Source organism: Anaeromassilibacillus sp. SJQ-5, from assembly GCF_054108045.1.
Genome location: NZ_JBPJWQ010000001.1, coordinates 1,939,846 through 1,954,008, shown reverse-complemented (window position 1 = coordinate 1,954,008; position 14,163 = coordinate 1,939,846). Strand labels below are relative to the sequence as shown.

Here is a 14,163-nt window from a genome sequence, read left to right as displayed (position 1 = left end):
AATAGAACAGGAGGAAAGAAATGGACACCATGAAAACCAAAAAAGGCTCCCTTCTCAAGCGGTGCACGGCTTGGATCTGCGGGGTATTGCTTATGGGGATGTCTTTGACTGCCTGCAGCCCTAAAACACCGGTCAGCAGCGATCCCGGCGAGACGACGAGCACCCCCAAGGCAGGAACCACGACCTCCATTTCCGAGAACGATACCACCACGGAGGGTACGCTCACAACGGATACGGACGCCACAGGCACGGCGGACAGCACCACATCGAAAAAGACCCGAACAACGACTAGGACGGAGGGAACCACGGTGACAGACAACGGCAATACCGTCGCCGAGGTTAGAATGGTCAATGGGATGCCCCGGCTGTATGTCGGCGGCAAACGGCGTGAGCCGATTTACTTTATGCCTCCGCATTTTGATTTCAATACCAATGAATCTCTCAATTCCCAGATGAAATACGCCTCCCAATATAATGTGGACCTGTTCATCTATCCCTACAGTTGGGAAAACCATGACATGCGCCGTTTCTTTAACAGCGCTCTGAAAAGTGTTGTCGAGTCCATGCTGGCCTACAATCCGGACGCGTACCTCATCCTCCGTCTGGATGTGACCGCCTCTCTGGAGAAAATGGGTCTGGATCGTTCGGAAGCCGCATGGCTCAACGGCGTGGAATCCGGTAACCCGTCCATGGCTTCGGACGCCTGGTACGCCAAGGCCAAGGAAATCTTCAAAAACGTCGTTGAGAACGTGATGAGCGATGAATATCTCTCCAAATACGTCATCGGCTTTGAAGTCCTCGGCGGCAACAGCGGCGAATGGTTTGAATACGATTACTGGGATGGCATGATGGATACCTCCGAAAGCAACCGGAAGGGCTTCTGCAAATATCTGGCCGGCAAGTACAAGACCGATGCGGCTTTGCAGACCGCCTGGGGGGATTCCCTGGTAAAGCTGAACACGGCGACCTTGCCGGATCACAACGATCTGCCGGGTATCAATCACGACGGCAATCAGGGAAACCGGCCTTTCCTCATGACCGCTAAGGCCGATCAGAAGTATGTGGATTACTTCGATTATTTGAACAACCAGCGGGCTGAGCGCCTCGGTGGCTTTGCCGATGTGATCAAAGAAGCCTCCAACGACACCAAACTTGCCATCGTTTATTACGGTTATCAATTTGAAACCCCCACCGCGAGCTCGGCTCACATGGCCGCCTCGAAATTGCTTACCTATGACAGCATCGACATGCTTTCCGGACCGGTGAGCTACAGCGATCGCAACGACGGCGGCATTGGCGCGTATATGGGCTTTATTGATTCGGTTACAGCGGCCGGCAAGATGTGGATGGACGAGGGTGACTATCGTTCGCCGGTTCACACCATTGAGCCTGGGGCCCCATCAGCTCATCCTGCCACCACTGCCCTGATGAATCAGGTGATGCGCCGGGAAGTAGCCAAATGCATGGTTTTCAACACTGGTGTGTGGTGGTTGGATCTGCAGGGAGCCGGCTGGTTCAATTATGAGTCCTTCTGGAAAAAGAACGAGACCATGATGAACCTGATGAACAACTACTACAATGTGCAGAAGAAAAAGACGCCGGATGTCTGTGTAATTCTAGATGAATCCGCTATGTCGCTCGTCTCGAATGCCCACGGGTATGCTGCCAATGGTCTGCAGGGCGCCCGCTCCACCCTATTCCGATCCGGCTATGACTTCGGCACCTATCTGGTGGAAGACGTGATCAACGGCAAGGTGGACGATGCCAAGGTGTATATTTTCCTCAATCCGTGGCGCTTGAGCAGTGCCGAGGTCACGGCCCTGGAGAAAAAGATACACCAGAAGGGCAAGGTTTCCCTGTTCATGTATGGCAACGGCCTGACCAGCGAGGCGGACTTCAAGAAGCTGACCGGCATGTCCGTGCATAGCGCGCAAGGCGGTTCCATGGCCATGAGCATGCAGGCAGGCGTAAGCGGCAGCGTGGCGCAGAATTCTCTGTCTGTGAGCCCGGCCTATTATGTGGACGGTAGCGGCGTGAAGACGCTGGGTACCTATACCAGCAACGGAGCTGCGGGAAAGGCGGGTATGGCTTCCTATACCCAGGACGGCTGGACCTCCGTTTTCTACGGCGGTACCCATCTGAACGGCGATATGCTCGCCTATCTGGCCGGGCTGGCCGGAGTGCATCGCTTCTCCACCTCCAACGATACACTGTATGCGGATGATCAGATGGTCGTATTGCATGCGACCACAGAGGGGAAGAAAACGGTGCAGTTCCCCACTTCCTGCACGATTTATAATCTGGAGACCAACAGCTGGACCACGGGCAAATCCATCACGGTCAATGCCTATAAAGGCCAGACTATCATTCTCTTCTATGGAGAAGAGAAAACGCTCCATAAGATTGTCGGCTGAGTATCGTTTCGTATAGGGTATTAAGGGACGCAGAATTTTGAAGCACAGGTTTTCTCAAAATTCTGCGTCCCTTTTTTAGAAACAGAGAGGAATATAAAAATGCCAAATGCACGTATACAAGAGGCGGACGAGGTTTTGACCTTTGCCCGTACCGAACTGGGAAAATATTATCGGATGGTCACGGGCGACGATCTGGCTGATGACGCCGCCATTCTGACAGTGGATAACGCCCTGGATGCCAGGCTGGATGAATATGCTGTTGAAGCGGGGCAGACCATTGCCATTCATGGTGCAACTCCGCGTGCGGTGCTGTTCGGCGTTTATGAGTACTGCCGCCGGGGGCTGGGCATCGGCTTCGTTCGTCCGGAATACGAGCGGATTCCTTCACGGGCGGCGGCGGATCTGCCCCCGCTGCAGTTTACAGCCAAGGCGGATTTTCCCGTGCGTGCTTATACCCCCGATCGCCCGGCAGATTTTGCCTATCCTATTGATTCTCTGGTTAAGCTGGGCTATAATGCCTATGCCATTTCCGCTACGAACTGGGAAAAGCAGAAGACTACCATGCAGCCCGCCATGAAAAAGCGGGGTATGATGCTGGCTATTTCAGGGCACGATCTAGGGTATTATATGCCCGCGGACAAATATTTTCCGCTGCATCCCGACTGGTATTCTCTCTATGACGGCCAGCGCACGCCCCACCAAATTTGCTATTCCAGCACAGGCTTTGCCGAGGAGCTGGCCCGCGTGCTGCAGGAATTCTGCCAGCGCGAGGACATCCATGAGCTGGTAATCATGTTCAACGACAATGCCTTTAAATGCGGCTGCGGCGCTTGCCAAAAGGCCGGATTCATGGCCACCTATCTGGGCATGTTGGGCCGTGTGCAGGACGCGCTGGATGCCAGCGGTATGGACGTGCAGATTTATCACATTGCCTATAACGCCGCGCTGGCCTGGGATATGCTGGAAGTCATTCCACCCGAGGCGGACGGCCCCTGCATGATTGCCTGCTGGGGCCGAGACTATCGGCTGGCGCTCGATGAGGCGGACGACGAACGCTCCCGCCGATTCCAGGATACCTTTGCACGCTGGGGCAGGCATCTCCGGGAGAAAAACAAAGGGTACGCGGTGTTTGAATATTATGGCGATCAATGGATGATGGGCACCCTGCTGCCGCCCATGGGACGCGTTTTGTCCAGGGATATGGCCTATATGAAGCAGGTGGGGGTCAGCCGGGTGGATTTTCTTCACTTCGGCTTCCAGGGGTCGCTGGATACGGTGGATGAGGTGCTGGCCGACTGCGGCGACAGCATTGAAGGGCATGCCGAGCACAATACGGAATCGCAGGTACTGTGGTTCAACCTGTATATGGCGGGCCGGTATATGTGGGACGCCCATACCGATTTGACCGGAGCTCTTGACGAATATGCCCAGCTATGCTTTGGGGAAGCGGCAGGAGCCGCCGCGGCCTTTTTACTTGAAGCGGAAAAGGCGCTGGCCCCCTTGTCCCGCTTTGCATCGGACATGTTCAAGCTGCGAGTAACCGAGCCGTGGCACCGGGACGATTTTTCCGCCAAGGGTACGGGCCGCACTCATATCCGTGCCTGGTCGCCCGAGGAGGATCCGCGCATTGCCGCGGACGCGGCACAGGCCTGCGGGCGTGCAGCTTCTCTGCTTGCTCCCGTAACCGATGCGCTGGCCGCAGCGTCGGTCTCTGACACGCAGCAAAGGGAAAACCTGGCGGATCTGCTGGCCTGCGCCCGGTACCTTCGGGATAAAACAACGTCCCTGCAGGAGCAGTACCAGGCGGAGCTGTCTCTGTCCGCAGGGGATAAGGACGGAGCGGCGGCGCATCTGCGCCGGGCGCTCGAGTTGGAAGAAAGCTTTGACGGCATCGGTATCGCACCGTGCCGCCGCTGGTTGGCGGAAGCCGAAAAGGCGTAAAGAGAGGGAAAGAGAATGGGCCTGGAACCTGTACAGGGCATGTGGCCGGTGACGGCCACCATCGCCGAGGAGGAGGGCGGTCCGCTGCTGCGTATTAATGGCCACCCGGAAATCCCGCTTTGGCTATACGGCAATACCATGATCGAGTATCCGGACTACAGCCGTTTTGTGCAGACGGTGGATAAAGCCAGAGACGCGGGCGTCCATGTGATTATGTGGGTCAACGTGCTGGACGAGCCGGAGCACAATCAGAAAGTGAACGAAGAGCTGTTCGCCCGTTACCCCTCCTGCTATGTGGTTTTCCGCATCGGGGTGGAATCCCCCGGACGGGAGGGCGAATGGGCCGTCAATGAAAACGGAAAAAACGGACAGTACAATTCCTACGCCTCCTCCTACTGGCGGCAGGATTTGGAGGAGCGATTCACCCGTTATATCGCCTGGCTGCGGGAGCAGCCGTATGCCGATCGCGTCATCGGATTCCAGCCCATGCACGATTATTCCGGCGAATGGTTTTTCATGACGCTGGAGGCCACGGAGGAAACGGGGCTTGCCGACGACTATTCCGAGCCAGCCCGCCGATACTTCGGCGCCTGGCTGCGCGAACGATACGGCGCGGTGGAAGCGCTGCGGGAGGCGTGGCAGGACGACAGCGTGACCTTTGATACGGTGCAGATTCCCTCCCTGGCCGAGCGGGACGCCTCACAGGACGGATATTTTAAGGATCCGCTGGCGGAGCGGGCCAGCATCGACTACGCACTGTTTTACCGCACCTTTATACCGGATGCCATCGCCTATACGGCGGGGCTTATTAAGCGGCTGACCGGTAATCACTGCTTGGTGGGCATCATGTACGGCTATAACCTGAAGATGAATTCCAGCTTTCCCCGTCCGGCAGCCACCGGCTGCTTCGGGCTGGGCGAAGCACTGCGCATTGAGGCAGTGGATTTCATCAGCTGTCCGGTCAACTATGGCGATCGCCGCATGGGCATGAGCGCCGAGCCCATGGGCACCTTTGACTCCCTGGCCCTGTACGGCAAGCTCATCATCATGGAAAACGACACCCGCACCCATGCGGTGTTGGCCCCGGATTATACCCATCCGGAGGATTATAATCCCGACGCCTACGGCACCGCCTCCTTTGCGCAGACGCTGGCGGAGACGCGGCGGGATACGGTGACCGATACCGTGATAAGCGGCGGAATGTACTGGATGGATTTGGTATCCAGAGGCTGGTGGAACGACAGGCGGGTCTGGGAGGAGAATCAGCGATTGATCCGGTTGCATGGGGCGAAGTATCTGCTGGCCTCCGACCGGGCGTTTTCTCCGCAGATGGCTTTCGTGCTGGATGAAAAGGCCATGGCCTACATCACCCTGAACCCGCAGGACGCCTTCGATCTGGAAAACGGCTATATCTGGCATCTGATAAACTACCAAACGTGGGAGCTGGCCCGCAGCGGGCTGACCTATGGGTATTACACCATGTCCGAGCTGCCGCGGCTGCCCGATTCGGTGCGCTTGATTTTGCTGCCGCAGACCTATCTATACAGTGGTGAGGCGCTGGAACAGCTGAAGGCGATGAAACGGGACGGACGGACGATCGTGTTTATGCGGGCTCCTGGTTATGTGTCGGATGAGGGCAACGGTACGGCCAATATGGAGCGAATGACCGGTATGCGCTTCCGACGGATGGGCCGGGCTCCCGCCATGACTCTAGTGACTGAACCGGAGAAAAACGGCGGGATAACCAGGGTGGGGTATTCCGGCGGCGAACTGGCCACCGCTTTTGCCGTGGAGGATCCGGAGGCAGAGACGCTCGGCGTATACGAGGGAACCGGCGACGTTTCCTTCGCCCGCAAGGAAATGGATGGCTGGACCAGCGTGTTTATCGGAACGCCCTGTCTGCCCGCGGCGCTGCTGCGCTGCCTGGGGAGGCGGTGCGGCTGTCACGCGTATCTCGATTCGGAGCGGGACAATCTGCGCACCGACGGAACGCTGTTTATGTTCCACGCTGCGCGGGACAGCGAGGGGACGCGTACCATCCGGCTGCCCGGCGCCCGCCGCGTATTAGATGTGGAAAAGGATGCGGTGCTGAATCCCCGCTGTGACTCATTTTCTTTCTCCTGCGGAGAGATGGAAACCCGCCTGTTCGTCGCGCTGAACCCGGAGGTGAAGGAACTGCCGGCGAGCGCCGCGGTCGGGCTGGAGCACCGGATGGATTCGCAGGGGCGCTGTCGGGTCCACCGGGGGGATGAGACCGTGCTGACCTTCCACGGCCGGGCCGTATCGCTGCGTGCCCGGCGCGGGCCGGTTTGCGGCCGGATCGGTGTCCGATTGGACGGCGTGGACATGCCGTATATCGACACCTACGCGCCGGAAGAGGGCGAGGGGGAATTCCTTATCGCCTATGGCATGAAGGCGGGAGTACACCGCCTGACGCTGCGCGTGCTGGAGCACAAGCATGTGGATGCGGCCAGTTTCGGCGCGGAGTGGTATGGCTTTGTCATCGGGGAATGAAACAAGAAATTTAATTGAATAAGCGAGAGGAAACCTAGATGTTTACGATTTCGTCCATGACAACGGAATACCTGGAGTCACCGCTGGGACTGGAAACGCAGACGGTGCGCTTTGGCTGGAAGATAGAGAGCCGCCAGCGGGACTGGCTGCAGCAAAGCTGCCGGATCCGGGTGGCTTCCGTAAAAAAAGGGCTGGACACGCCGGACATGTGGGACAGCGGCGTGATGGAAACCGAAACGGCAAACGAACTGGTGTATGCGGGCGCGCCGCTGCAGCCCTGCACGCCATACTATTGGCGGGTGGACGTGGTGTCCGCCGCAGGGGAGCGGGCCAGCCGGGACGGCACCTTTGAAATGGGACTGCTGGATGAAAATTTTACAGCCCAGTGGATCGGGCGGAAAAATCCCCGTTCCGGCTGGGGGTTGTATTTCCGCAAGGCGTTCGCCGTGAGCAAGAAGATTATTCGGGCCCGCGCGTACTTCAGCGGCTTGGGTATAGGAGAATTGTATCTGAACGGAGAACGGGTCGGCGACGCGCTGCTGGAGCCGGCGCAGACCGACTATGAAAAGAGGGTGCTGTACGCTGCCTATGACGTAACGGAACAGCTGCGCGGCGGAGAAAATGCTGTGGGCGTCATGCTGGGCGACGGATGGTATCACCAGAATCGGGTGTGGGCGGACGGCAGCTTTTCCTATGGAGATTGCCGCATGCTGCTGGAAATCCATATCTGGTACGCGGACGGCACCGTGGACAAGGTGCTGTCGGACGAGAGCTTTCTGTGCGCATACAGCCCGGTGACCCTGAACAACATCTACGGGGGCGAAACCTATGACGCCAGGCTGGAGCAGGACGGCTGGAATCTGCCCGGCTTTCAGGCCGATGAGGAGTGGCAGCCCGCCGTGGTTTTGCCTGCGCCCGGAGGCCGGTTGACCTGTTGTCTGATGCCGCCTGTGCGTAAGACGCGGCGGGTGCTGCCCGTGGAGGTACGCAATCACCATAAGGACGCGGAGGACCAGGTCTATGTTTTTGATATGGGAGAGAACTTCGCAGGATTTGTGCGGCTGCACATGCCGTATTCTCCGGCGGGAACCGAGTACGTGCTGCGCTTCGCAGAGGATGTGGACGAACTGGGCGGGCTGCTGTACACGTCGACGGGCATCGTCCATACCCTGGTCATGCAACAGGATCGCTATATCTCCCGCGGCCGGCCGGAAGGAGAATGCTGGGAGCCCCGCTTTACCTATCACGGCTTCCGTTATGTGGAGGTGACCGGTCTGTATGCCCGGCAGGTACCCGACGGCTTCCTGGAGGGCTTCGCGGTGAACACCGATTTGGCGGACGCGGGGGCGTTCTCCTGCTCAGACGAGCGCTTGAACAAGCTGGAGCGGCTGACCCGGCGAACCATTTTGTCCAATTATCACGGCATTCCGGAGGATTGCCCGGTGCGGGAACGATGCGGCTGGCTGGGTGACGCCCAGTTGGTCAGCGAGGCGGCCATGTGCCATTTCGATATGGCGGCCAGCTATGAAAAGTACCTGGAGGATATCCGTACCTCCAAAGAGATATTCGGTACCTGGAAGATGATCGCGCCCGGCAAACGGGTATGCCACCGCGCCACCCCTTTGTGGTCGTCGGCCCAGATCATATTGCCTTGGAACCTGTACCTGTATTATGGCGACGTGCGGGTGTTGCAGCGGTATTACGACGATATGAAGGAATTGATCCGGCACTATGTGGAGGATGAGTGTGTCAACTATATCCTGCACTTCGGGCTGGGTGACTGGTGCCCGCCCGGTGGCAACTATCATAATCCTCACCGCGTTCCTATCGAGGTGAGCTCGACCGCTGAGCTGTACCGCTGTACCACGCTGATGATCAAGGTGGCGGAGCGGCTGGGCAAGGAGGAGGATGCGGCCTCCTTCCGCGAGACAGCGGCCTGCATCCGCGAAGCGTTCAGCATGCATTATTATGATGAAGGACGGCATTCTTACGGTACCCAGGGAGCGGATGGCGCCGCCTTGGCTTTTGGTCTCTGCCCGCCGGAAGATACGGCTTTGGTGGCCCAGGATGCCCTGCGTCTGCTGTACGAGGAATGCGGGGGCGGCATGGCCACCGGCATCTGGGGAAATAAGTATCTGATACCCGCCATGACCGAACAAGGGTACGGCGACGATATGCTCGCCATGCTGTTCAATGAAGGGAAAACCAGCTTTGCCACCATGTTTCGTGACGGTGCGGCCAGTATTTGGGAATGCTTTGAAACGCCGCCCAAGACAGGCGGCGTGACCTCGCTCAACCACCCGATGCAAGCGGCCTTCACCAGCTGGCTGTACACCCATCTTCTGGGGATCGCCCCACAGGAGGAGGCGCCCGGTTTCCGGCGGTTCACGGTGCGGCCTTATGTGCTGGGCGGCATGAAACGGGCGCAGGGGCACCGTGACACGCCCTATGGCCGTATTGAAGCGGCTTGGACGGCGGAGGACGGCGTGTTCCGTCTGCGGCTGACCGTGCCAGCCAATACGCGGGCCGATTGTCTCCTGCCTATCCGCAGTGGCCTGACTGTCATGGCGGACAAGGAACGCGTGATGGTGGAATGTGCGCAGACGGAAGGCCGCGCCGTGTTCACTCTGGGTGCCGGCCGGTATGTGATAGAAGGGAAAATGTAAAAGAATGTGGCGGCTGTATATGCGGGAATAGTGATTACCGCGACTTTTTATCACATCTATACTTTGATATCGAAAAATAATTCAAAATAAATGAGGTACTGCCATGACTTCCAGAGAAAGACTGTTGAATACCATTTACCGCCGGCCGACGGATCGGGTGCCGATCTCGCTGTATGAGCTGTGCCAGTTTGAGGGCAGCAGCTACGCCTGGTTTGCAAATCAGGAGCCGTCTTACGCCAACCTGATGAAGGTGATGAGTGAAAAAACGGATTGTATTATGCAGACGGAGGCATCGATCCGATATCCGGAGATCGAGAAGATTACCGAGACCGAGACCTGGCGGGAAGGGGAAAGCACTTTCTGCCGCACGACACTCCATACGCCGAAGGGCAATCTCACCTCCCTCTGCCGCACGGACGACAATATTTTCACAACCTGGACGCTGGAGCATTTTCTTAAAGAACCGGAGGATATTGAAAAGTATCAGTCGCTGAATTTTACCTGTATGGTGGACAACACCCATATGCTGGACGATCAGCGCCGTGTCGGCGAAGGGGGGATTATTTGCCCGTCTGTGCGGGATCCGCTCTGCCGGGGCGCAGAGCTCTTTGCCATGGAGGATTTTCTCGTCTTTGCTCTTACTGAGCCGGAGGAATCCAAGAAATTCCTGGATTTTCTCTGGGAGCTGACCCGCTTCGAGCTGCAGGGAATGCTGAAGGGGAATGTCCAGGATGTCATGTTTCGTATCGTTGGCCCGGAATATGCCACTCCGCCCTATATGTCCACCGCTTACTATTATGATCTGGTGACCTGCTATATCGAAAAGATGGTGCCGATGATCCACGAGGCGGGCGCCATATCGCGGGTGCATTCCCACGGCAAAGTGCGCCATGCCCTGTCGGAGTTTGCCAAGACAGATCTGATGTGCGTGGATCCGGTGGAGCCGATCCCGGACGGTGATATTTCCCTGGCAGAGGTCAAGAAGCTGTATGGTGATCGGATGACCATCCTCGGGAATATTGAACTTAAGGAGCTGGAAAACTCCTCCAGTGAACGCATTGAGTTTCTGGTCAAGGAAGCGATGGACAGCGCAAAGCAGGGAGGAGGCTTCATTCTCATGCCGACCGCCACGCCCATCAACATTCCGCTGAATCCGAAAACTGAGCAGAACATTATCACCATGATTGAAGCGGGCCTATATTACGGACTGTATTGATATGTAACACCTTTAGGTGATTAGTCGTCCGTAAAAGGAAGGTTGGGAGGAAAACGTCATTGAAGACATTATGTGGATTAGATTGCGGCGATTGTGGCTTGAGAGAGAGCTGCGGGGGCTGCCGGGAAACAAATGGGCATCCGTTTGGCGGCTCCTGCATGATGGCGGAATGCTGCGCGGACAAAGGCTGTGAAAGCTGCGGAAAATCTTTGGAGACGCCTTGTAAGCTGAAGCAGCAGCTCGTAACGGAATTTAACGAACTCGGCATTGAGGATATGGAGGAAATCACCGATCTCAACGCCCTCTATGGCGCATATATAAACCTGCAATATACTCTGCCGAGCGGACAGGCGATTAAGTTCTGGGATGACACTAGAATTTATTTAGGAAATCAAGTCTGCAAAAAGAACAGCGATCGATGCTATGGCCTTACCGCTGACGAACGGTATCTTTTGGTGTGCGAGTACGGTGAAAATGGATCCGACGCGGAAATCATCGTTTACAAAAAACGGAGATAAATCGGGTGCCGCCCATATAAGACGCAGGCTTTTTCCTGCGGAATCGAACGAATCGGAGCCGGAGACGAAATCATGGAAAAACGATTGACAACGGGGCCTATAGGGCGCTCTCTGCTGGCTTTCAGCCTGCCGATGATTCTGGGAAATCTGCTGCAGCAGCTATACAACGTGGCGGACACGCTGATTGTGGGAAAAACCATAGGCCCGACGGCCCTTTCGGCGGTGGGGTCCTCCTATGCGCTGATGGTGCTGCTGACCTCCATGATTCTGGGGCTGTGCATGGGCAGCGGCGTGGTGTTTTCCCATCTGTTCGGCGCGGGAAGGCTGGAGGAACTCAAAACCAGCATATGGAATGCGCTGGTGTTCGTTTTCCTGGTTTCGGCGGCGATCAACGGGATTTCTTATCTGCTGCTCGAGCCGTGCATCGTCTGGCTGAAGGTGCCCGCGCAGGCGGTGGCGTTTACCCGTACGTATCTGCGGATCATTTTGGCCGGCATGACGTTTGTCTCCATATACAACTTCTTGGCGTCTGTTCTCAGGAGCATCGGCAACACCGTGGTTCCCCTGCTTTTTCTCGCGGCGGCGGCGGTGACCAATATCGTGCTCGATCTGGTTTTTATCCTGGCGCTGGATTTGGGCGTGGCGGGGGCAGCACTGGCGACGGTGATCGCGCAGGCCCTTTCGGCGATCGGCGTGTCACTGTATGTTTTTGTCAAGGCCAAAGACCTGTGTCCCCGACGGCGGCACAGGCATTATGACCGCGAGCTGCTGCGAAAGATCATCAGCAATTCGGTGTTGACCTCCATCCAGCAATCGATTATGAATTTCGGCATACTGATGGTGCAGGGGCTGGTCAACAGCTTCGGCTTTGCCGCAAGCGCCGCGTTTGCGGCTGTGGTGAAAATCGACGCATTCGCGTATATGCCGGCCCAGGATTTCGGCAATGCGTTCTCCACGTTTATCGCGCAGAACCATGGGGCGAAGCAGGCGGAACGCATCCACAAGGGCACGATTACCGCCATGAAGATGTCCAGCGTTTTCTGCGTGCTGGCGTCTGGCTGCGTCTATGTGTTCGCCCGGCCGTTGATGCGGCTGTTCGTGAAGGCGGGCGAGACGGAAATCATCGCCATCGGCGTGCAGTATCTGCATATCGAGGGCGTATTCTATGTGGGCATCGGTTTGCTTTTCCTATTGTACGGACTGTTCCGCGGATATGGGCGGGCCGGCGTCTCCATCGTGCTGACCGTGGTGTCGCTGGGAAGCCGTGTGGCGCTGGCGTATGCGCTGTCGGCAATTCCGGCCGTCGGTATGGTTGGCATCTGGTGGTCGGTGCCCATCGGGTGGGCGCTGGCGGATATCGTCGGCATCGGGATTTACCTGAGAGAAAGAAAGCAGGCGGCTTAGCCGCCCGTGGGGATAAAAAAGACCGCCGGTATATGCAAGAGGGACAACCTGTGTGAAGAAAAAACGGCGGACATCGTCGCCTGCGCTATGGCCTCCAGAAAGTCGTGCAGGCGGCTTTGTCTTCCAGGTTATATCGAATCATGGCCTCGAGCAGCGCGTAATCCACCGGCCGGTCCCATTCCATGCGCAGCAGCTGCTGGCTGTGCGAATAGCCGGCCCGACGGATATCCTCTGAAAAACGCTCGAGCCCCGCTCTTTCCGGGGCGATCGCCAAGTGGTTTTTGGCCGTGCTGAAACCGATGATAAAGGTGCCATGATGGGTAAACATCGGCTGGCTCCAGGCAATTCTCGGCGTCAGCTCGGGAAAAGTCTCGGCCACCCAAGCCAGCACCTCCTGTATGCGCGCCCGGTGGCGGGGATCCCCGATCCGCTCCAAATACTCGTCAAACAGCTCCATAAGTGCCGCCTCCTGACAGGTTGTGGCCGTTGCCGGCCCCATTAGTATCGCCGGAAAAATGCGGAATCCTCAGGCCGGTCGACGTTTTTTGCCCCATGTGCTATACTGGAGGCGGAAATGAACGGGAAGGGGATGCAGACGATGCGTACATCGGAGGAAATGTTCCGCTTGATACTGGATGTGGCACGGGAGGACGACCGGATTCGGGCGGTGGTGCTGTCGGGATCGCGCGCCGATCCGGAGGTGCCGCGGGATCGATATCAGGATTACGATATTCTGTTTTTGGTACGGGAGGTCGCCCCGTTTTACAACAACACGGCTTGGATAGAAACGACCTTCGGCCGGCCCGCCGTCATGCAGATGCCGGAGGTTATGACCCATCCGCTGCTGCCGCCGGACGGGGATGGGCATTTCACCTATCTGATGCTGTTTGAGGATGGCAACCGCATCGATTTAAGCATCGATAACCGCCCCTATATCGACGACGGGGAACCGGCCGTCGTTCTGCTGGACAAGGACGGCCTTCTGCCGAAGCTGCGGCCCCGGAAAGAGTATTGGCATATCCAGCCGCCGGACAGGTCGGTATACCGGGACTGCTGTAATGAGTTCTGGTGGTGCCTGAACAATGTGGCGAAGGGCATTGCCCGGGATGAACTGCCCTATGCGATGGAAATGTTCCAGAAATACGTCCGGGACATGCTCAATGAGATGGTGCGGTGGGCGATTGGTGTGCGCACGGGATTTACGGTTTCCGCGGGGAAATGCGGCAAATATTTCAAGCGCTATCTGCCGGAGTGCCAATACCGCCTATATGCGCAGACTTATGCAAGCGGCGATTACACCAGCCTGTGGGCGGCGGTGTTCACCGCCTGCGAGCTGTTCCGGCTGACCGCGGGGGAAGTGGGCGCGTATTTTGCGTTTGCCTACGACGAGCGGGAGGACCAGAACATGACGGCCTATCTGCTCGCCGTCAAAACACAGTGGGAACAAGCCGGCACCCCTTGAAAGGGAGCGCGAATAAGAAGACCGCATC

At 57.4% G+C, this 14,163-nt stretch carries 9 protein-coding genes; 8 read left to right on the top strand and 1 reads right to left on the bottom strand.

The features are described 5' to 3' along the window. Positions 1–29 precede the first annotated feature (29 nt). The 7 genes from ACSAMM_RS08365 to ACSAMM_RS08335 all read left to right on the top strand — a co-directional run bounded on the left by ACSAMM_RS08365 (position 30) and on the right by ACSAMM_RS08335 (position 12,673). A complete protein-coding gene (locus ACSAMM_RS08365) occupies positions 30–2,414 on the top strand; it encodes a hypothetical protein (RefSeq protein ID WP_457791020.1) in 2,385 nt (794 codons plus the stop codon). 99 nt (positions 2,415–2,513) lie between these two features. Further along, positions 2,514–4,355: a DUF4838 domain-containing protein gene (locus ACSAMM_RS08360; RefSeq protein ID WP_457791019.1), complete on the top strand. Its 1,842-nt coding sequence runs from the start codon at positions 2,514–2,516 to the stop codon at positions 4,353–4,355. Between the two features lie 15 nt (positions 4,356–4,370). Further along, the gene (locus tag ACSAMM_RS08355; protein WP_457791017.1) at positions 4,371–6,869 is read left to right on the top strand and encodes a beta-galactosidase; all 2,499 of its coding nucleotides are present in this window, start codon (positions 4,371–4,373) and stop codon (positions 6,867–6,869) included. A 38-nt stretch (positions 6,870–6,907) separates the two neighbouring features. Further along, a complete protein-coding gene (locus ACSAMM_RS08350; RefSeq protein ID WP_457791015.1) occupies positions 6,908–9,535 on the top strand; it encodes a family 78 glycoside hydrolase catalytic domain in 2,628 nt (875 codons plus the stop codon). Between the two features lie 103 nt (positions 9,536–9,638). Continuing rightward, positions 9,639–10,751: a uroporphyrinogen decarboxylase family protein gene (locus tag ACSAMM_RS08345; protein WP_457791013.1), complete on the top strand. Its 1,113-nt coding sequence runs from the start codon at positions 9,639–9,641 to the stop codon at positions 10,749–10,751. Between the two features lie 158 nt (positions 10,752–10,909). Beyond that, complete coding sequence (locus ACSAMM_RS08340) at positions 10,910–11,269, top strand: hypothetical protein (RefSeq protein ID WP_457791012.1); 360 nt, start codon at positions 10,910–10,912, stop codon at positions 11,267–11,269. Between the two features lie 72 nt (positions 11,270–11,341). After that, complete coding sequence (locus tag ACSAMM_RS08335; protein WP_457791010.1) at positions 11,342–12,673, top strand: MATE family efflux transporter; 1,332 nt, start codon at positions 11,342–11,344, stop codon at positions 12,671–12,673. 85 nt (positions 12,674–12,758) lie between these two features. On the opposite strand, the gene ACSAMM_RS08330 is transcribed toward ACSAMM_RS08335, so the two are convergent. Beyond that, positions 12,759–13,130 carry an iron chaperone gene (locus ACSAMM_RS08330; RefSeq protein WP_457791008.1) on the bottom strand — a complete coding sequence of 124 codons (372 nt, stop codon included), beginning with the start codon at positions 13,128–13,130 and terminating at the stop codon, positions 12,759–12,761. Positions 13,131–13,271: 141 nt separating this feature from the next. Here ACSAMM_RS08330 and ACSAMM_RS08325 point away from each other — a divergent pair, with 141 nt between their 5' ends. Then, the gene (locus ACSAMM_RS08325) at positions 13,272–14,135 is read left to right on the top strand and encodes an aminoglycoside 6-adenylyltransferase (RefSeq protein ID WP_457791006.1); all 864 of its coding nucleotides are present in this window, start codon (positions 13,272–13,274) and stop codon (positions 14,133–14,135) included. Positions 14,136–14,163: the final 28 nt, after the last annotated feature.